We start from the raw sequence: 18159 nt of genomic DNA on the forward strand, positions 1-18159 counted from the left end.
TCCTTAGCGCAGCACACCGCCGCTGGTCAGCACCTGACGCTCAGCCGCGTTAACATCCTTCACTCTTACCGGCCCCAGCGGGTCGCCGGCCTGTACCGCCCAGGTTCTCCCCTGCCAGTTAACCCAGGCCATCCCGCCCTGTACGCTCTCCAGTCGCATGCCGGCCAGCGGTGAAGCCTGCGCCGGGTGCCGGGGACGCTTTTCACCCGTGGGGACGGCCACGGTTCGGGCTTCCAGCACCGTCAGCCGGTTGAGTAACGCGTTATGCCCTGACGCCCAGTCCGCCATCTGCTTTTGCAGCGTGGCCAACGCCGCATTCTGTGCCCGGACGGTGTCTGACAGGCGGCTGATGGCCTCTCGGTTGGCGGTAGCGAAGTCGTGCCCTGCGTGGATCATCCTGACCACCTCCTCCGGTACGCGGCGGTCAGTGGACTCATCCGCTCCTGTTGCCGGAAGGGCGTTATCGGCAACCGAGGGGGGCGATGGAGGCGTGCGTGACACAGGCTGAAGACCTGGCGCGCCCTGCGCCACCTCACCAAACGCCAGCCGGTTGATGTCGGGCACAGATACCGGCCAGAACAGGTACCAGGCAGAGCCTGCCAGTACCAGGACGATGCCGACCAGCCAGGGCAGTGACAACCCCAACAACCGTGGACGCGTCAGCAGACCCGACCGGGGTAGCGGCGAATGCGGGGGCACGGGAGTCGGGCGATGATCGGCGGTGGGTGACTCAAATTCATTCACGGGATTCTCCTCTGTGTTGCGCGGCGCGGATCCGCGCCTGCGTATCGGCGTGAAGCTCGGCCGCTGAAGGGGAAGGATTGGTGTACTTTTCCTGCCCCCGCGCAACCGTTATCGGTAGCGGGCTGGCACCGGACATGCCCGTCAGCGGCTGCACATCCGTACTGTAAACCCCACGCATGAACTGGATGGCTACCACCTCCCCCGGCGTGACCGTGACGGTGCGATCTGGCAACCGTGCAGCGTCGCTCGCCAGTACCTGAGCCGCCTGGCTCGCCGTACCGCCGGCAATCACCCCGGCGACAGCCGAGCCATCTGGCGAGGACGGCCGGGTGGTCACCGAACTGAAGCCGGTGCTCAGTACCTGGGTGTTGGCCTGGGCATAGAGGTCGCCGATGCCGCCGATCCCCTTCAGAATGGACGGCAGAATGCGCCGGACATAATGGTGGTTGACGTCGGTGGCAATATTCGCCACAAGACTGTCGTCCTGCAGTGCGTAGGCGTCGATCGTATAGGTCTGCCCTTGCCACGCCATCGCGGTAAAGTGGACGACCACGCCCTCACCGGCCAGCTTCGCCCCCTCGGGCGCGGCCAGAATGGCACCGGCGTACGGCCCCGTCGTAAAGCGGCCCAGCACCGGCGTGATACCGTTGTCAGAATCTACGCCCGTGTAGATTTCTCCGGGCCCACGCCAGTAAGGCGGAACCACTTCCATGGGGAGCGTGACAGGTGCCCCGCCCCGCTTGTCGCGTTGTGCCGCCCGCTGCACTGCGCTACCCGGCAACGAGTCACGCCAGGCAGACCAGCCGCCTTCCTTGCCCCCCAGCCCTTCTGCGGCAGGCAGATCACTCTCGGTTACCGGTGCCTGCAGCCGGGCAAGCAGCCCGGCCAGCGCCTTTTGACGCGTGTCAGTCAGTGCCTTATCCTGCGCCTGCGTCCGTGGCGCTCCCTGGCTGTCTCCCCGCAGGGTGACCGGTACAGTGGCACTGGTCGGCGGGGTGATCGGGGGGGGCGGCACAATAACGTCCTGCTGTAGCGGAATGCTGGCAATAAAGCTGACGTTCTGGCGCTGAGCCGCCTGCGCGCCGCGCGCATTGTGTTCCCGCAACAGCTCACGGTAGGCAGGAGACTCCTGTGCGCTGGACTGCGCACTTCCGCCGATGCGGTTCAGATCGAGCCGTGACTCGGCAGGAGGGGGGGCGGCATACCAGCTCCACAACGCGTAACCGCCGCCAACCAGCACAATGGCCCCGGCCACAACCAGGCCGAACATCACCCCGACATGTCGGCTGCCGCGTTCGGTATTTTCTTGGTCACTCATGCGAATTCACTCCAGAACAATACTCAGGGCCTCGGTGTGCCCATCAACGGAGAACGCCACACGGGGCGTCACAGGCAGCGTCCACAGGTGCGTACCGTCTGCCGACGACAGCGTGGCATCAAACTCGTCGCGTATCTCCGCGCGTGAACGGAGGTACAGGGTATCGCCCAGTTGCCACACTTCGGTGTCCGGCACCCTGCCCGTGCTCTTCAGACGCCTTGCGCCCTGCGGCGGAACGCCGTCCAGAAACGCCTGCAGGATGCTGTCATGCAGACCGATGCGCGCCGGGGGGGGCGCGTCAGCGGCCGCGCCCGGACCACGCTGCGGAATACGTAAATCAAGACGGGCATCGACGACCCAGGTCTTTTTCGCCGTGTCCGGCTCACCGCTCATCACGCTGATCGTGACAGGCACAGCCAGTCCTTCCAACGCCACCGTCACGCTGGTGTTGATGAAGTTACGCTTCGCAATCAGTGTCATGACAGACGTCCCCGGCAACCACTTCACGATCAGGGCCGATGCGCCGCTCACCGGCTCGCCGAGGATTTTCCAGGGCGCACCGGTGCTGTCGATAAAGCTGATCGTGGCGGGCCAGTTGACGGCATTGCGCACCAGCGGCAGGCTGGCACCCGGAGCCAGACTCACGGTCAGGGCGCTGATGCGCGGCACCACCGCCACCATCGGCGAGGCGATCGCCCGATCCTGATCTGACTGTTGCTGCCGAAGCCGTCGTATCTCATCCGCAGTCAACGGGGCCACCGTGGCCTCCGCCTGGTCATAGGACGCCGAAGGCGGCGGCAACGCGTCCCCCGGCTGTGGCCCCACCGACTCGCGGGTGGCCGGTGTCGTCACCGTCGCACCCTGCCCGTCAGCCTTAGCGGGCGTCGCCGCCGAAGTGCAGCACCACAGCATCAGCCCCAGCGCCTGATAGCGTAAGTTGATCATCGGTTTCCCTTATCCTGCGTTGCTGGTGATTGTCTGCGTCACTTCAAGTCCCTGCGGCTTGAGGCGCACATCGGCCTGCTGAATACGCAGCGTGAAGATGAAGCGCAGGGGTGGGCTATCCGAATTCTGCCCCTGCAGACGCAGCGTCACCGGGTACTGGAATTCCCAGGCATAGCGGTCATCGATAACGCCCCGGCGAGTAATAACGCCGGGTTCGACGGAGACGGTGAGGTTCATGCGTTTGTCACGCACCAGACTCAGCACGTTCGAGCGGGTCACTGCCTGGACGTACCCCTCAAACCCCGCCGCCGAGAAACGTGGCGAAACCGCCGTCATCTGGTTGCGGTAGTGCACGAAGTCCAGGGTAAAGGCGGCGCTGAGGGTATCCGCACCGAACTGACGCACATCGCCTTCACTCCAGGCGGGCCTGTCCATCGGATAGACCTGCTTGATGCGCCCGTTTTCGGTGGCAAAGTAGTTCACCGGCATGTGCATCAGTACCCAGACGAGGCCGCCGATAACGACCATCTGGATCACATTGCCGGACAGGCTTAACATCAGGTTACTGAGGCAGCGGCGGGCAAACTCAGCGCCGAGCGAGCGTGCGTGCTGCGCTTGTACGGCGTGCGTGTAGGCCTCCGGATCGCTCAGAACCACCGCCGCCTCCTCAGGCGGCGCGGCAGGGTGGGGATTCTGCATACGCTACTCCTTACATCCCGTACGACTGCCACGGATCGATGTTGTCCGGCAGGTAGTGGTTGATTTTGTCTGTCATGGCACTGCAGACCTGCTCTGACGCCTGGTTAATCATGTCTTGCAGGTTGGGCAGGTGCGGCAGGCTGATAGAGATATTGCGGATCCCGTCCAGGCAATGCTGCACCTGCCCGGCGGTCTGACTTTCGCGCGCCGCCCATGCATCGCTGGCCTTCTTCGCGGCAGTGTAGCCCGCCTCGCTCCCGGCCTGCGCGGCGCTGCCGGCGCGGCAGTGGCCGGCGCTGGCCGGCAGTGACGTGCAACAGATGATGGCCACCAACAGGGTGGCCGTTGTACGGTTACTCATGTGAAATCTCCGGTCGCGTCGATGTTCAGGCTGGACGGGGTGGCGTGACTGGCGCAGCCTGTGGCGCTGCTCCCGGTCGTTCCTTTGGGTAAGCCACCTCGGCCTTGTAGCGTTCGTCAAAGCCCAGGCGGGCGTGCAACGTGGGAGGCAGCGCGGCGGGGGTGTCGAGTTTGGCAATGCGCGGCTGCTCGTCACCGGTGAGGCGGATAACCACATGCTCGCGCGGCACGGGCTGACCGTTTGAGCGATTGATGCCATTGCCACTGCCCACGGGCACGGCACCTTCAGGCGTCAGCATGTTCACCACCATCGGTGGAGCCCCCTTGCTGTCCGGCAGACTGACCAGCACATGTTGATAGACACCTGCCTGCCGTACCACACCCTGCAGGTAATGCCCCTCTCCCTGCACCAGATAGAGGTCAGGGGTTCCATCGGAGGCCCAGGCCGACATCACCGGCCCGCCCGCCTGCGGGTTCTGCGCTGGCCGCTCGGCCGATAATGCATCGCCTGGTGCGGTGCTGCCCTGCCCATCCGGCCGCACCCAGTACAGCCCCTCTGACGGTATGGGTGGAGGGGGCATATCCAGTTGCAGCCGGGCAATGACCGCCCGCTGTACCTGCGTGAAACGACCGGCGTCATAGGCGGAGAGGGGCACCAGCGTATCGTCACCCGTCTGCACGCGATCACCCCGCGCCGGTGCCAACACCCACTGGTTACGGTGGCGCTCAATGGATTCATAATGCGTCACTGCGCCAGTGTCGTCAGTACGCGGCACCTTGACGGTAACCGGCTGTTTACCCAACCACTGGAGTGACACCATGCGTCCCGGCTGCAGACGGGTCTCACGCAGCAGCCCCGCGAGCTCCTTGCCCCAAAAAGTCTGTGTGCCCGCTTTCGTCCGCAGGGTGATAAAGGTACTCTCGGCCGCCTTCGGCTCGAAGCGGAACGGTGCCTGCCCGCAGGCCGTGACCTTCCCGGTGACAGCTTCGCGCGCCTTCTCTGCCGGCGTATGAACCGCCGAGGGGGTTTCTGGTGTCCCTGCAGCGGTACTCGTCGCCTGAGGGACACCTGCCTGCGTTGACGGTATTACGGGCGCGGCGCTGCCCAGGGTGGCCGTAGGAGCCGGTGGGGGGGGCGTCGCGTTCGGTGTTTTCGCGCCGGCGCGTGGCACCGCCGGCTCCCCCCTGACCGCATCCAACGGTGTGGTCGGCTGCCCAGCGGCACGGCGCGCTTCATCCAGCGCGGCCTGCTGGCTCGCCACTTTCATGCTGACGTCCAGTCTGTTGGCCACGATGACGCTGAGGGCAAACGTCTTGAACGCGTCGCTGCCAGTGAGTTCAATCCGTCCATGATAATGCCTTGCTGCGGTAAGCAGAGTGGCGAGCACCTTCTCCTCGTGCGCACTTGCCCCCTCTGCCATCACCAGCCGGTTGCCAAAATCAAGGAAGGCGGGTTCGCCATCGAGCTTGTAGAGCACGCTTTTACCATCCGGTTGCTCCTCGTACGTGACGCGGCTCAGGAGCTTATCGGCATCAATGCATGTCTGTTTGCGCGTCTCTGGCACGTCATCATCTGACGGAGCAATGCGGCGCGGGCCAGTCAGAATGGCGTTCTCCTCGTCGGGGATCGCCCAGTTTTCCTCGTCAGCACCGGCGGCCGTTGCCTGCTGCACGGGCTGAGAGGACGTATCACGCGCGGCCGGATCAGGCGGGGAGGCGGCGGCAGTGGGTTCTGCCGCTGCGGGTGCGACCGCCTTCGCGTCAACAGATGGCGCGTCCGGTACGGGGGACACCGGCTCTGCGTTCAGCCTCGCCGGCTCAGCGGCCTGTTGTGGGCCATCTGACGGGGCAATGCGGCGCGGGCCAGTCAGAATGGTGTTCTCCTCACCGGGGATCGCCCAGTTTTCTTCGTCAGCACTGGCGGCCGTTGCCTGCTGCATGGGCTGAGAGGACGTATCACGCGCGGCCGGATCAGGCGGGGAAGCGGCGGCAATGGGTTCTGCCGCTGCCGGTGCGACCGCCTTCGCGTCAACAGATGGCGCGTCCGGTACGGGGGGTACCCGCTCTGCGATCAGCTTCTCCGGCTCAGCGACCTGTTGCGCGCGCAGGAGGCGGTAAACACTCGTCTGCCCGATCGCCAGTTGCCGGGCAATCTGCGCCGGCTTCATGCCCTGATCACGCAGGGCGAAGATCTCGGCCGCTTTTACCTGTGCCGCCCCCGGTCGACGGCGGGCAGGCCCAGGCAATGCAACAGGAGCAGCGGGTGTAAGGGGGGAAGGCGCGCGGGGCGCATCGTCGGGTGTGCTCATGGGGGGATCCTTATCGTTAAGCCGTTCAAGGGCCTGGTTAATATCTGGCAGCAGGGTTGCCCGCAGGCGCTCAGCGCCTCGGGACTGGTGCAGATCGTTGAAGTCGGTGAGCCCCCGGGCGATATCTGCGGCAGTCAGATCCGGGAGCAGCACCGCCCCGCCAGTGGCGGCGGCCGCATGCTGGGCAGAAAGCACGCCCTTGTTTTTTTCTTTGGCATGATCTACATCAGCCATAAACAGGTGCGGGCTGTCGGGGTAGCGGATTGTCAGCACATCCGCCACCACCGGCATGTTCCCGGCATCAATGGTCATCACCACCGGACGGCCGGTAACCATGTGCAGGCTGCGCGCCGTCGCGTAGCCCTCGGCGTAAAGGATGGGCTCACCGTTACGCAGCTCGCCGCCCTCGACGCGGAAGTGTCCGGATTTTGGTGCGTCCTTGTACAGGTACTTCCCTCCGTCAGGCGAGATGTACTGCAGTGTACGAAACGTCCCGTCCACGTCGTAAAACGGGACGACCAGCGTACCGTTACGCGTCTGCCGAATATCGGTGGCAACCGTAATGCCCTTGCGCGTGAGATACCCGTGCGCCGGATCGGTAGCGGGAAGCCGGTCGTAGAGCGCCTTCGCCCTGGCGGTTTGCCGGGCGTAGCGTGCCGCCTGATCGCGCGCAAAACTGTCCTGCGACTGACGCATGACCGCGCGCATGTGCACGCGCGCGACCGGATCTGCCTCGCCGGTGTGGCCGCTGGCCTTCCAGCGCGTGATGTCCTTGTCGTTATCCGCGCGGTGGTAGTTGATGAACCAGCCACCGGGCTTGATGCCGTCCAGAAAACCCCGGTACACACCGTCGCGGTTGCCCCTTTTGCCCTCTAACACGGGCACACGGTGACGCTGCCCGTCCATCACCGGCAGGCCGTCCAGCACCAGCCCGGCGCGGGTCAGCGCGTCCAAAAACTCAGACTGCGGATCTCCGCCCCCGCTGCTGCGGATACTGCGGTCAGGCATCCACGCCTGAAGGCGGCTCAGATCCGCGCCCGGGCGGGCGTACCAGAGCTGGTCTGCCTGACTCCAGGCGATGGCGCTGCGCCCGTCGGGGAGCTTTCCCGCGTCGGTGCGCGCCGCATGACGCTGATCTGGCATGACAGCCAGCCAGACCCGATGGTGAGCAATACTCATGTTGCCTCCAGGTTAATCAGCACACGGCTATTCGCCGTCAGTAAAACGTCGGTACCACCAGGGGCGGCCGCTGAGGCTTTTACCCCGCATCAGGCGGACACCGCGCGCGGCAAGCACACTGACCGACCAGCCAAATGCCTGCAGGAGACGAAACACTGCAATGACGGCTGTCACACTGTAGAGGGTGTTCATGGCGGGAAAACGGAACCAGAAGAGGTAGAGAAAGAACAGTCCCCCGGGGACACCGTACACATTCAGGCTGCGCCCGGCATCTCGCCAATAACCGGGAGGCCAGCGCGACGGATCGTTATCACGCATCACCCGCCTCCTCAAACTCACGGCGCTGACGTGGCGACATCACCACCGCCAGCTCTGTCACATCGATGCGCCCGCGCCGGTACAGCGCCCACGCCTGGTCAATGATGCGGCGCTTCTCCAGCCGGATGAGGGCATTGACGTGCCTGCCCCACTCCGGCCAGGGGATGTCGCCGAGCTTTTCGCGCAGAGGGTGGTCGATAATGATGTACTCACGTACCGCCACGCGCGTCCCGTCAGTGGTGCGCAACAGCGTTTGCACCACCACATACTGCAGTACACCCAGCAGCGCCCAGGCCATGGCATCACGGCTCTCATGCGGAAATTCGTTGATCAGGCGGGGAAAAGCGTCACCTGGCGAGTCGATATGCGTGGTGGACAGGCACAGGTGGCCCAGTTGGCCTGCGCGGATACCGGCGTCAATGGTTTCACGATCACGCATCTCACCTACGCCGATCACCGAGGGGGCTCGGCGTAGGTCTGCCCGGATGCCGGTGGCAAAATTCGGGATATCCTTCCCGATCTGCGACTGCACCGGGGGGAGAATATCGCCCGGTTTACCCAGAATGAACTCGATGGGATCTTCTTTGGTCGTGACCTTGCGATCCGGATAGTGATCGAGACACCAGCGGTAAATGGAGGCCAGGGCGGTGCTTTTTCCCGACCCGGTCACCCCGCCAAACAGCGCCAGCCCTTTGGCGGGCAGAATGGTATCCATCAGCGCCGGGGCAAGTCCCAGGCTACCCAGTGGTGGGATATCAGCGGGGATCACACGCAGCGTCCAGCCAATGGTGCTGTCCTGTCGGCCGGCCGTTCCCTGGAGCAGATTAACGCGATAGCGGACACGCTCGCCGCGCGCCAGCCCGTAGCGTCCCTCGGCATTTCCCTCCAGTTGCAGCGCCCGATCCACCGATACCCCGCTGCGCACCAGGGGACGCAACTCGGGCGAAAACACCTCATCCATCAGCTTGGCCAAGGTGTCATCCGCCACCACAAACGGACTGGCGCGCAACAGGCGGCCATGGCGGCTGATAACCAGGTGGTTATCCCCCTGCAGGTGAATGTCGCTGGCCCCCTGATGGGCGCACCAGACAAAGAAATGACACAGGGATTCGGCGGTCAGCCCGGCGGGAAAAGGGTATGGCTGAAAGTTTTCCGTTGTCATCAGGGCTTCTCCGTATTGATGAACGGTATCCATTTTTCACGATCAGTAATAAACGTCGCGTGCGCCGCCAGTCGACGCTCACGATCACCGGTGGTCAATTTATGGCTGTCACCGGTGACGGTCCGCTGACGTTCCGTGACCACCGGGGCGGTAATCAGGTTCTGGCGGCGCAGCAGCACGTACTGCAACATGCCGTTATAGTCACGCGTCAGGCGGTTGACGTTGGCGGCCAGCGTATCGTCAGCGCTCTGCCGCCCTTCCTCCCACCCTTTTTTTAACGCCGCCTGCCAGATGTCACGTTGAACGCTGTTCTCCGGGATCAGTGCTCTCTCCGGCTCTTTCGGGGGTGTCATCATCAGCCCGGCCAGCAGCCATGCCCGCCATGTAGGCGGATTACTGACAAAGCGCTCCGGCTTGATGATTTCGTATACATGACTGGCAGTGCGTATCTGGTCGGGCGTCACATGCGCCACACCGATTGCCTCGGTGATCACCGGGGGCAGCCAGCCGCGCGCGTTGATGAGTGGGCGGAAATCATATGTCTCATCCAGTCGCCTGGCCCGGACGTCCAGGTCACGCCTCAGTTCCCACGCGCGTTGCACCTTGCCCCCCCGAAAGCCCAGCGTGCGGGCCGCGTCGGTGAGCATCTCGCGGCGATTATCCGAGACGGCAGCGGTGTCACGTTTTACCGGTGAAAGGTAGGCCTCGGGGCCCGGCGGCGGAAGCGCGTCAGTCCTGGAGGACTGGTCAGTCTGAGGCGCGTGTAACCCCGTACAGCCCGTCAGCAGGGCGGGCAGCAGGAGCAGGCAAAACCAGGCTTTCATCGTCCCCCTCCCTGCCGCTCCGGGATAGCGGTCATGAATTGCAGCACAAGTTGGCCGGGATACTGTGCCAGCGTGGCGCGCCACGCCGTCTGCATCTCAATGATGCGCAGCAGGTTCGCATACGTGACACCCTGCACCTGGATGTCCACAGGCAGCGGCAGACGCACACCGACAAAGCTGAAGATCTGCCCCCGCACATGAGCCAGATGGCCAAGCAGCTCCACGGCGTCTCCATGCCAGGCCAGCGTAACGCGATCGCTATCAGCCCGGATGACCGCCACGGGTCGTGGCGTGTCAGCAAACATGTCGCCTTCAAGCCGCAACTGTTGCCCCGACGCAACCCGGGAGGAAGCCGCAACTGATGAAGACGCCCGGTGGTTGAGTGAGGCTGTCTGACAGCCAGTCAGCAGCAGGGCCGCCATACAGGGAGCAAGGATGCTCATTTTCATGATATCTCCGGGAATGTTATCAATCCTTCGCAGAAGGGGGCATTTTGCCGGTCACGGCGGTGTTGGGGGAGCGGGCTATCCAGGTGGCATAGACCTTTCTGGCGTACCGCATCCGGCGGGTCTGTTTGCCGTCGGAAAAACCGGCGTTATAACTGCCAAGGCACTGCCAGGTCAGTCCGCAGATCTGCAGGTGACGCGCCAGTATCCAGGCCCCGGTCTGCACGTTCAGGCAGGGCTGGCTCAGCAGGTCATGCGCGTGGCGGATCACACCCATCGCCTTCAGTTGCGGGATATGCGTGGAGTTGATCTGCATCAACCCATAATCCCGGCTGGTGATATGCCCCTGACTATCGCGGTTAACACCCACCGCATGAGGGTTCATGTTGCTCTCCACCTGGGCGATGGCTCGCAGCACCTGTGGAGAAATGTGATAGCGCGCGCCGGCGTCATTAAAGCAGTCGGCCTGAGCATGAAATGACAGCATCAGGGTTGCAACGAACAGTGCCGTCGCAAACACATCAGAAAGAATACGCATACAAAAGTTCGCTGACAGGGGGAGGCCGGAGTGCCGTTCAGGCGTTAGATTTCGTCGAGTTGACGTTCATTATTTGTAATGCGGGTGAACTGCATTTGTAATGCGGGTGAACTGCTGCATCAGATAGCTAATCATCATCGTCAAACGTGACGTCGATAGAGTCCATGGCAGCCGCTATCATTTCCGTTGTCGGGACAAGTGGCACCACCACGCAACCCTCCGGAATTTCCGGATAGTTGCTTTCATCGTGGCGATTTGCGACCACATCCACAGCGTCCCTAAAACCAAACCAGTTACTCCATTTTGGTCGCTCGCCTGTGGCGGCTTCAAACATGTCAGACAGTGCATCCTCTGCGTGGTCACGTTCCTCAATCAATTTTATCTCGCTCGCTTCTAGCTCGGCGATACGTGATAGTAGTGTTGAGACGTACTCTTGCGGGTAAAGCGGGATTGTTGGATTATTGTCCATCGCTATTGCTCCAGTCGTTATCCCATACTGCATAGGCGTGGTCTTCGTCGACTTCTACAGCGCCAGTACTACCACATTGGGGGCAAGTGATTTTGTCTCCATCGTATAACCAGGGATCACTACCGTCCTCTGTCTCTACCTTGAGTATGTCGTTGTCACATAGTGGACATATGCCAACCCATGAAATATTCAGATTCTTCATTGGACTACCGCCATTTTTCCATATTTAACGGTTTCACCAGCATTCAGACCGGCATCAATCAAAAATGACAATGCAATAAAAATGTCATCTTTATTTTTGCAGTGGCACGAATTAACAAAGTTTTCGATGGTGCTTTGTGCCAATGCTTTTATTTCTTTCTCACTTAAATGTGGCTGGTTATGCTTCTTCATGATGTTACTTCCTTCCCCTATCACAATTCCAAAAGGACTTAACTTCTGCCTCGCTATTCCCCGTAAAAGTAATATTTCCCCTTATTAAATCGCAGTAGTGATTGAGCGTGTATGAATGTATTCCAGCGTTGCACCTATTCGGGCTAACATATGTTTCGCCGGATTTACAAAATGGGCAGGGATTTAATTCAATCATCTTGTTATCCTCTGAGCGCTAACCAATCCCTCTAAAAGCTGACGAATTTCAATTTCGTCAAAGCCACCGGGATATTTTGCTTTTGATTCATCAGACATGTTTTTCTCCTCTACCATCCACCGCCGACACCCACTGCCAGAGCGGCGTTGTCTGATGAGTCCAAAGACACATTGAGGCGGATAGTCGTGTTGGGTGAAGTTTTGTACTGGATACCCCCTGCAAGGGCATTAGCGGACTGGTAATTTCCTACCGCGACCCCGTAGGAAAAGCGGTTGCTGGCCACATAGGGGATCGAGGCTATCGCCGCTACACCCGCTATCCCGGCATGCAGGCGCTTCTCCGCCCGCTCGATACGCGTGTTTAGCTGGCTGAACTTGCTGTCGGTGTAATACCTGGCTTCATTGGCCCGCGTATCGGTGTAGGTCTGCGATTGGCGCAGCGTGTCAGCGGTGTCGATATTCAGGGTATCAACCCGCCAGTTGGTATAGTCGTTTGCTGATTTCAGCGTCGCGGCGTCACCGTCTCTCCGTGCCTGGGACTCGTTGGCAATGGCTTCATTGCGGGCCGTCTGCTCCACTTTTAACAGGGCATCGGTACGCGCATTGGTGGCTGTCTCACGCTCGTCCGTGTGTGACCTGGCAGCACGCAGCGTATCGGCATTCCCTGTATCGCTGTGAGCATTAGCCACGGCCAGCGTGTTGGCATTGGACACCTGCACCTGCCCCACATTGGCGGCATCGGTTTTTGACGTCCCTGCCTTGACGCCGCTAATAAAGCGCTCACCTACATTGACCTCATCAAACCTTGCGGTGAGGGAGCCGGTTCCCAGCGCAACCCCGCCGTTTGTAGCATTGGCCCCGTAGCCCAGTCCCACCCCGCCATAGCCTGCGGTCGCGCGGGTGCCGACTGCCACCGAGCCTTGCCCCTGCGGGCCAGAACTCAGGGCGGCTGACTCAGCCCCAACGGCCACGCCGAAGCTGGCTTTTTCAGTCGTGGCCCCCTGGCCAACGGAGACCGCGTTATAGCCGCCTTTGGCACCATTCCCCACGGCAACACCCAGCGCCTTGCTGGCGTCACCGCCCACTACAACACTCTGTTCATCGGCGACCCCGCCCTCACCCAGGATGATGGCCCGGCGTTCGCCTGGTTCTTGTCCCCGATGATAATCCGGGGATGATTTTCTGAGGTGTTGTACTGTTTGGTTTCGTTCTGCTGCCCAATCACCACAGAATTATCCTGTGGCACCGTGTTCTGGTTCCCGATAACGGTGCTTTTGCTGCTCGGCACGTTATTCGCCTCGCCGCCGTCAAGGTTAATAGAGCCGTCAGCGGAAAACGCGGAAGCTGTCATGACAGCACAGACAAATCCCGCTAGAATAATCAGCGTTATTTTCAATTTCATTTGACGATGCTCCGTAGTATTGGATGGCTTTGGAAATGACGGGCGTGGTGTGCTGGAACACACCACGCCAACTTTTTATGGGTAGTTATGGGTGATCACCGCCGCTTTTTTTCCTTCACTCAGCCAGCGAAACGTTATCTCCGGTCGCCCGTGTTTCTCTGTTGCCTTCCCACGCCACTGATCCGAGCAATCAATCTCTCCTGTGAAAGATGTTTTGCATGCAGGTACCACGATAGAGCCGGTAAAGCGGATCTGCCCGGCGGCGATTGGCGAGGACGCGAGCGCTGGCAATGCCATTGTGGCGAACGCAACAAGAATAATTACAACGGGGTTGATTGCGGCTAAAGTGTATTTCGTTGTTTTCATCGGACTCTCCTTTCTGTATGAAGCAATGCACCGGGGGTACTGCCATACCCCCGGTACCTGCTGCGTATCAGTCACGGATGCGACCAAATTTTATAACTAACTCCCCTTACGCTTAGTTGATACTGATGATGATTTAACCAATTATTGTACAGGTTATAGTCAATGCTTTTGCCGTTTTCTGTGAAAGGGCGTGCCTATTGAACATCAACGATCTCTTGTGCTGGTCAGTCTGAGATAACGGTCGTAGACCTTACGGGCGTACCTCATTCGGAAAGGGGCATTGGTATTTCTGAATCCGGCGTTATAGGCCCCCACTGACGTCCAGTTCACGCCGTTCTGTTCAATATTCCTCGCCAGTATCCAGGCACCTACGTGGATGTTCTGGCAGGGATTGTTCAGTAACACCGCGCGGGTGATCCCCAGGGGCTTCAGCGCGGGCAACCAGGCGGAATTTATCTGCATCAGTCCAATGTCTTCGCTACGCACCTGGCCGTTTTTTTTATTCAGCCCGATGACGCGGGGATCCAGGCCACTTTCCACTTCAGCAATAGCCAGCAGCAACCGCCAGTCCACGCGGAATTTCAGCCCGGCATCCTGGAAGCATCGAGCGATGTCCGGCGTAAGCGTCGCCGCCCGAAGCATGCCTGACGTGGCTACCAACAGCAGCAAGACGCCAATCACCCGGTACCACATAATGAAACCACCATGAAAACGGAATAAAGAATGGGAATAAATGGCACGCTGCGCGCGAACTTCCCGGCTATCGCGGCCAACACAAGGCTCCCCCCCAAACAGGCCGCCGCCCATTCTGGTGTCAGCCAGGCTCCCACGGCGGGCAGCACATAAAGGTCACCCGCCGCCAGCGCCGGCGGCTGTGACCGCCACGCGGTAACCAGATTCAACGTCAAGGCCGGAAGCAGCATCACCGCCGCACCGGCCAATGGCGGCAGGGGATCTTTCCCGGGCAACACGGCGCTGAGCGCCACCCAGGACAGGGCGAAGATCAACATGTCCGGTACCCACTGCGTAACACCATCAATGTAGGCAGCGCTGCCCAGCAGCAGGACAAACAGCGTAAACACCGGGTTACTGGACACCAGAGCGACGGACAGCATACCGCCGCCCAGCAGCAGAATGGCGAGACAGGAACGGATGCGGATCGGGTTCTCCCAGCCATCAGTGGTCCGGTGCGACTGCGCAGCTGACTGTCGGGCGCGTTCATACAGCGTTGGCGTGGCATAGGCCAGCATCAGGGAGAAAATAATCAGACTTACTACGGTCAACATCGGTTTTCCCTCAAATAGACCACGTATCCAACCGGAATAAAGGCGGGCCGGGGCTGCCAACCTGTTGGCGTAGTAATCCCCGTAAGGTCGGACAAGCCGAAGTGCGTGCTGTTTTCCGTGTCCTGCAACAGTTGCGAAAACAACCCGGGGACTGCTGGCCTGAACGCATAAGCGATGTCGCCGCTGATGCGGAGCGCTATGCCGCTGCTTTGGGGAAGCCAGGCCGGCAATGTGACGCGGTCTGACACATCTCCATTTGTGGGCATAGCGGCGCACAGGGCGTTATCAAGCGCTTCAACGTAGTGAAGAAACTGGCTGGACTGTTGCTGCTGCTTTACCACAGCCAGGGGAGATTGCTGCATGTCACTGACGATGGACAACAGAATGCTGGCCGCCATCAGTAAGGTGGCGGCAAGGAATAGAGCGGTTTTCATTGATAGATATAAACCCAGAACGCGCCCGGGGAACACCCATGCGTCGGGTTAGGGTCGGATACGATCCTGTACCCCGTGTTCCCCGGAACCTGAAAGCTGAGGAAACCGGACTTCGCCCAGTCGGTATTGTTGTCGAATGCATTCGCTACCAGCGTATCACCGACGTACCCTGCCAGCGCCCAGGCGTTTCTGCACGACCCCCCGGAACCCACCTCTTTTGGCACGACAGACGTGCCGCCTGATGCGTAAACAGTGATGGTATGTGAGGTCTGATTATGTCCGTCATATTGGTTAACGTAGTGTCCAGCACCTGTATAACGGCCAGTGGATCCCCCCCGTGCCAGATACCAGACTGACAGGACAGGATAGCGCCGGCATTGTCACGACTTATCGCTCCCCAGGTATCGCAGGAGGCTCCCGCCGTGTTCACCTGCTGCAGCTTGACGACCCCCCCCAGCACCAGGTCATGACTGCCCCGTAGCATGCCGTTGGCTGTCAGGTCTTTATTGGCCGTGATAGCACCACCCGACTGTACGCTTTCAGAGAAGTAACCATTTCTGGCATTGACATCCCGGACAGTGGTGATGTCGTTGCCGCCCATATTCAGCGCCGTACCCATGGTATTGAGCTCCGGGTAACCCGCCACCGCGTGACGGTAGAGATAATCATTGACCCGCGCCCCATTGGCGTAAAAGCCCGCAATGACTACACTGCCATCACCTGGGTTATAACCGCCAAAGGCTGACAGGTTTTCCTGCCAACTTCCCAGCGCCCCTTTTGCCACACCGTTCTCGATATAACCCCCTGCCGCCCCGATACTGTTCGCGAGCTTGCGCGCCTGACTGAGAGAAAGTGGCGTACCGCCACTCATGAACGTCATGCTATGAAGCCGGTTCGGCACGGGCTGGAAAATCAGCGTGCGGTATGTCGCGGTATAGGGGGTCGTTGAGGCAAACCCGGCGGGCAGATAACCCGCCGTTATGAGCATGGGTACCGTCAGGGTATAGCCCGACGACACACTGCTGCGCGCAGCAATGACCGCATGCTGATCGGCAATATAGTGATTAACGGCCTTCTGGACGGTATTTGCCTGCCCCGCCGCGATGTTGAGACGGTACGCCTCCGCAGCCCACTGACTGAGCGGGATCAACACGCTCACCAGAATAATGGCCACAATGCCATACCCGATAGTGGCATCGGTTATCTGCGCGATGCCCCGCTTCAGGATCTTCACGCTCTAGCCCTCAAAATCGTAGGTTAAGGAGGAAAACTGATCGCTCAGGGCCGGGAAACTGCCTGACGCGATTTTTGCCTTGATGGTCGCGGCCGCCGATGTATTGCGGAGATTAAACCCGGTGATATCCACCTGCCGCCGATTGCTGTCAGGCGTGATCCGCAGGGTCTGGTGCGCAAGCACATACAGCGTACTGGCAATAGTGGATCTCGCTGTCGGGCTGACTTCTTCGCAGAACATCACATAGCGCTCCAGTGCCTCAATCACTGAGGAGGCGTGAATAGTCGATACCACAAACATGCTGAGGGAAGCCTTCAGTACCTCATGTGCCGTGGCCCCATCGCGAATTTCGCCCAGCAGAAATGCCGAGGCACCCATGCGATAAGCTTTGCGTGTTGCACTGGCGTACCCCTCATTTTCCCTCACTTCAAGCTGAATGCAGCGCCCCTTGCCATGGCGGCCTTGCAACAGGGTTTCCGCCGGATCTTCAATGGAAACCCCCAACTGGCCGGTATGGGCAATCCGGTGGCGCAGCACCGCAGCCGCCGTGGACGTCTTGCCCGCGCCCATTTCGCCCGCAATCAGGAACAGCCCGGACGCCCCGGGCAGTTCAACGGATCGGCGCAAGGGCGTACTCAGTGGCACATCACTGAATGCAGGTATTGATGCGGGTGTCTGACGTAACACCATATCCGTCCGGCCAAACAGATCTTGCGACACCGTAGCCCGGTACAGGCGCTGATCGTAAAAACAGGAAAACTCGTTACGTCCGGCATCCCTGTGCTGATCTGTGCAGCGCTTGTGAAGCTGTCTGACGTCATCCATAAGAGGGGCAGGCACGGGAACGAGGAAACCGGTGGCGCCGACCATGCCCTTGATTTCGGCATAGTCCTCGCCGAGATAGAGGTCGATGAAATCAGCCTCACGTAGCGTGGTGGCAATCATGATGTGTCCGGATACAGGGGCCGCTGCAGGCGGCGAGGGGAAAGGTCAGGATTTGGTGGTAAATGTCAGGGTGTTATCCCCATCAATACAGGCGGTAGCAGCCCCGGCACCAGTCACCTCAGTGGTAAAGGTGGTGGTGTTGATTTTCGTGGACAGCAGATCAGCCGTGCCGAGGCTTTTGGCCACTTTCACGCAGTCGCGTTGCTGCAGTTGCGAGTCGGTGACGGTAAATCCAACGCCATTGCCGACCACGGTGATTTGACCTCCGGACTTGTTGTAAATCCGGTTATCCGACACGGTATAACTTCTGGAGATACTGCCGCCCTTCACCAAGGCAGGCACATAATCATCCGTCCCATAGCCACTGGACGAACGCAGGTTGCGCGTCTCATTCATCACGGTGGTCAGCAGCGTGACCTCACTGGTACTGTTCACATAGAAATAAGCCAATGCGGCAGCGGCCACCACCAGACCAATCACCACGATCATGATCCCCAGCGCCGCGATGGCGTCAGTAATATTTGAAATACCTTTCTTTAACGTTTTCATGGCACTGCCTTGGTTCAGGAGCATACTCGACGGGAGACGCCGCC

22 protein-coding genes are annotated in these 18159 nt (G+C 60.4%); all 22 read right to left on the reverse strand.

Annotated elements, in window-relative coordinates; genetic code table 11:
- Nucleotides 1-3: 3 nt before the first annotated feature.
- Complete coding sequence (gene traP / locus SYMBAF_RS16845; RefSeq protein WP_052447701.1) at nucleotides 4-744, reverse strand: conjugal transfer protein TraP; 741 nt, start codon at nucleotides 742-744, stop codon at nucleotides 4-6.
- On the reverse strand, nucleotides 737-2062 hold the full coding sequence (traO, locus tag SYMBAF_RS16850; RefSeq protein WP_040264740.1) for a conjugal transfer protein TraO: 1326 nt from the start codon (nucleotides 2060-2062) through the stop codon (nucleotides 737-739). Before traO ends, traP begins: the two co-directional genes overlap by 8 nt.
- Nucleotides 2063-2068: 6 nt before the next feature.
- Nucleotides 2069-3007, reverse strand: a complete 939-nt coding sequence (locus tag SYMBAF_RS16855) for a DotH/IcmK family type IV secretion protein (RefSeq protein ID WP_237163000.1) — start codon at nucleotides 3005-3007, stop codon at nucleotides 2069-2071.
- A 9-nt stretch (nucleotides 3008-3016) separates the two neighbouring features.
- Nucleotides 3017-3706, reverse strand: a complete 690-nt coding sequence (locus SYMBAF_RS16860; RefSeq protein ID WP_052447700.1) for a DotI/IcmL/TraM family protein — start codon at nucleotides 3704-3706, stop codon at nucleotides 3017-3019.
- A 10-nt stretch (nucleotides 3707-3716) separates the two neighbouring features.
- The gene (locus tag SYMBAF_RS16865; protein ID WP_040264739.1) at nucleotides 3717-4067 is read right to left on the reverse strand and encodes a hypothetical protein; all 351 of its coding nucleotides are present in this window, start codon (nucleotides 4065-4067) and stop codon (nucleotides 3717-3719) included.
- A gap of 25 nt (nucleotides 4068-4092) precedes the next feature.
- A complete protein-coding gene (locus SYMBAF_RS16870; protein ID WP_052447699.1) occupies nucleotides 4093-7554 on the reverse strand; it encodes an LPD7 domain-containing protein in 3462 nt (1153 codons plus the stop codon).
- Between the two features lie 27 nt (nucleotides 7555-7581).
- A complete protein-coding gene (locus SYMBAF_RS16875; RefSeq protein ID WP_040264738.1) occupies nucleotides 7582-7872 on the reverse strand; it encodes a hypothetical protein in 291 nt (96 codons plus the stop codon).
- Nucleotides 7865-9034 (reverse strand): plasmid transfer ATPase TraJ, encoded by a 1170-nt coding sequence (gene traJ, locus SYMBAF_RS16880; protein WP_040264737.1) that lies wholly within the window; start codon nucleotides 9032-9034, stop codon nucleotides 7865-7867. Before traJ ends, SYMBAF_RS16875 begins: the two co-directional genes overlap by 8 nt.
- Nucleotides 9034-9858, reverse strand: a complete 825-nt coding sequence (locus tag SYMBAF_RS16885) for a type IV secretory system conjugative DNA transfer family protein (RefSeq protein ID WP_040264736.1) — start codon at nucleotides 9856-9858, stop codon at nucleotides 9034-9036. The genes traJ and SYMBAF_RS16885 overlap by 1 nt, the downstream gene beginning before the upstream one ends.
- Nucleotides 9855-10301 carry a DotD/TraH family lipoprotein gene (locus tag SYMBAF_RS16890; protein WP_237163009.1) on the reverse strand — a complete coding sequence of 149 codons (447 nt, stop codon included), beginning with the start codon at nucleotides 10299-10301 and terminating at the stop codon, nucleotides 9855-9857. Before SYMBAF_RS16890 ends, SYMBAF_RS16885 begins: the two co-directional genes overlap by 4 nt.
- Nucleotides 10302-10326: 25 nt before the next feature.
- Complete coding sequence (locus SYMBAF_RS16895) at nucleotides 10327-10842, reverse strand: lytic transglycosylase domain-containing protein (RefSeq protein ID WP_052447698.1); 516 nt, start codon at nucleotides 10840-10842, stop codon at nucleotides 10327-10329.
- Nucleotides 10843-10969: 127 nt separating this feature from the next.
- Nucleotides 10970-11311, reverse strand: coding sequence for a hypothetical protein (locus tag SYMBAF_RS18620; protein ID WP_082026897.1), 342 nt, complete (start codon nucleotides 11309-11311; stop codon nucleotides 10970-10972).
- A gap of 198 nt (nucleotides 11312-11509) precedes the next feature.
- Nucleotides 11510-11704: a hypothetical protein gene (locus tag SYMBAF_RS16905; protein ID WP_040264734.1), complete on the reverse strand. Its 195-nt coding sequence runs from the start codon at nucleotides 11702-11704 to the stop codon at nucleotides 11510-11512.
- Nucleotides 11705-12009: 305 nt separating this feature from the next.
- Nucleotides 12010-12984 carry a YadA-like family protein gene (locus SYMBAF_RS16910; RefSeq protein ID WP_237163010.1) on the reverse strand — a complete coding sequence of 325 codons (975 nt, stop codon included), beginning with the start codon at nucleotides 12982-12984 and terminating at the stop codon, nucleotides 12010-12012.
- Entirely contained in the window at nucleotides 12984-13301 is a 318-nt protein-coding gene (locus SYMBAF_RS16915; RefSeq protein WP_185899945.1) for a hypothetical protein, read from the reverse strand. The genes SYMBAF_RS16910 and SYMBAF_RS16915 overlap by 1 nt, the downstream gene beginning before the upstream one ends.
- Before the next feature lie 75 nt (nucleotides 13302-13376).
- Nucleotides 13377-13667 (reverse strand): hypothetical protein, encoded by a 291-nt coding sequence (locus tag SYMBAF_RS16920; protein WP_040264733.1) that lies wholly within the window; start codon nucleotides 13665-13667, stop codon nucleotides 13377-13379.
- A gap of 204 nt (nucleotides 13668-13871) precedes the next feature.
- Complete coding sequence (locus SYMBAF_RS16925) at nucleotides 13872-14360, reverse strand: lytic transglycosylase domain-containing protein (RefSeq protein ID WP_040264732.1); 489 nt, start codon at nucleotides 14358-14360, stop codon at nucleotides 13872-13874.
- Nucleotides 14345-14953, reverse strand: coding sequence for a prepilin peptidase (locus tag SYMBAF_RS16930; protein WP_040264731.1), 609 nt, complete (start codon nucleotides 14951-14953; stop codon nucleotides 14345-14347). Before SYMBAF_RS16930 ends, SYMBAF_RS16925 begins: the two co-directional genes overlap by 16 nt.
- The gene (gene pilM / locus SYMBAF_RS16935; RefSeq protein ID WP_040264730.1) at nucleotides 14947-15387 is read right to left on the reverse strand and encodes a type IV pilus biogenesis protein PilM; all 441 of its coding nucleotides are present in this window, start codon (nucleotides 15385-15387) and stop codon (nucleotides 14947-14949) included. The genes SYMBAF_RS16930 and pilM overlap by 7 nt, the downstream gene beginning before the upstream one ends.
- A 145-nt stretch (nucleotides 15388-15532) precedes the next feature.
- Entirely contained in the window at nucleotides 15533-16621 is a 1089-nt protein-coding gene (gene pilV / locus SYMBAF_RS16940; protein ID WP_052447844.1) for a shufflon system plasmid conjugative transfer pilus tip adhesin PilV, read from the reverse strand.
- Between the two features lie 3 nt (nucleotides 16622-16624).
- Complete coding sequence (locus SYMBAF_RS16945) at nucleotides 16625-17566, reverse strand: ATPase, T2SS/T4P/T4SS family (protein ID WP_040266450.1); 942 nt, start codon at nucleotides 17564-17566, stop codon at nucleotides 16625-16627.
- A gap of 45 nt (nucleotides 17567-17611) precedes the next feature.
- The gene (locus tag SYMBAF_RS16950; RefSeq protein ID WP_040264729.1) at nucleotides 17612-18115 is read right to left on the reverse strand and encodes a type 4 pilus major pilin; all 504 of its coding nucleotides are present in this window, start codon (nucleotides 18113-18115) and stop codon (nucleotides 17612-17614) included.
- Between the last annotated feature and the right edge of the window lie 44 nt (nucleotides 18116-18159).

The organism is Serratia symbiotica (assembly GCF_000821185.2).
GTDB lineage: Bacteria > Pseudomonadota > Gammaproteobacteria > Enterobacterales > Enterobacteriaceae > Serratia > Serratia symbiotica.

Coding starts and splice junctions, on each gene's coding strand:
- SYMBAF_RS16855 (WP_237163000.1), bottom strand. CDS start 3,007: ATGATCAACTTACGCTATCAGGCGCTGGGGCTGATGCTGTGGTGCTGC.
- traJ (WP_040264737.1), bottom strand. CDS start 9,034: ATGACAACGGAAAACTTTCAGCCATACCCTTTTCCCGCCGGGCTGACC.
- traO (WP_040264740.1), bottom strand. CDS start 2,062: ATGAGTGACCAAGAAAATACCGAACGCGGCAGCCGACATGTCGGGGTG.
- SYMBAF_RS16860 (WP_052447700.1), bottom strand. CDS start 3,706: ATGCAGAATCCCCACCCTGCCGCGCCGCCTGAGGAGGCGGCGGTGGTT.
- SYMBAF_RS16945 (WP_040266450.1), bottom strand. CDS start 17,566: ATGATTGCCACCACGCTACGTGAGGCTGATTTCATCGACCTCTATCTC.
- SYMBAF_RS18620 (WP_082026897.1), bottom strand. CDS start 11,311: ATGGACAATAATCCAACAATCCCGCTTTACCCGCAAGAGTACGTCTCA.
- SYMBAF_RS16890 (WP_237163009.1), bottom strand. CDS start 10,301: ATGAGCATCCTTGCTCCCTGTATGGCGGCCCTGCTGCTGACTGGCTGT.
- SYMBAF_RS16905 (WP_040264734.1), bottom strand. CDS start 11,704: ATGAAGAAGCATAACCAGCCACATTTAAGTGAGAAAGAAATAAAAGCA.
- SYMBAF_RS16870 (WP_052447699.1), bottom strand. CDS start 7,554: ATGAGTATTGCTCACCATCGGGTCTGGCTGGCTGTCATGCCAGATCAG.
- SYMBAF_RS16865 (WP_040264739.1), bottom strand. CDS start 4,067: ATGAGTAACCGTACAACGGCCACCCTGTTGGTGGCCATCATCTGTTGC.
- SYMBAF_RS16925 (WP_040264732.1), bottom strand. CDS start 14,360: ATGTGGTACCGGGTGATTGGCGTCTTGCTGCTGTTGGTAGCCACGTCA.
- SYMBAF_RS16915 (WP_185899945.1), bottom strand. CDS start 13,301: ATGAAATTGAAAATAACGCTGATTATTCTAGCGGGATTTGTCTGTGCT.
- SYMBAF_RS16920 (WP_040264733.1), bottom strand. CDS start 13,667: ATGAAAACAACGAAATACACTTTAGCCGCAATCAACCCCGTTGTAATT.
- SYMBAF_RS16895 (WP_052447698.1), bottom strand. CDS start 10,842: ATGCGTATTCTTTCTGATGTGTTTGCGACGGCACTGTTCGTTGCAACC.
- SYMBAF_RS16950 (WP_040264729.1), bottom strand. CDS start 18,115: ATGAAAACGTTAAAGAAAGGTATTTCAAATATTACTGACGCCATCGCG.
- SYMBAF_RS16875 (WP_040264738.1), bottom strand. CDS start 7,872: ATGCGTGATAACGATCCGTCGCGCTGGCCTCCCGGTTATTGGCGAGAT.
- pilM (WP_040264730.1), bottom strand. CDS start 15,387: ATGAAAACCGCTCTATTCCTTGCCGCCACCTTACTGATGGCGGCCAGC.
- SYMBAF_RS16930 (WP_040264731.1), bottom strand. CDS start 14,953: ATGTTGACCGTAGTAAGTCTGATTATTTTCTCCCTGATGCTGGCCTAT.
- SYMBAF_RS16885 (WP_040264736.1), bottom strand. CDS start 9,858: ATGAAAGCCTGGTTTTGCCTGCTCCTGCTGCCCGCCCTGCTGACGGGC.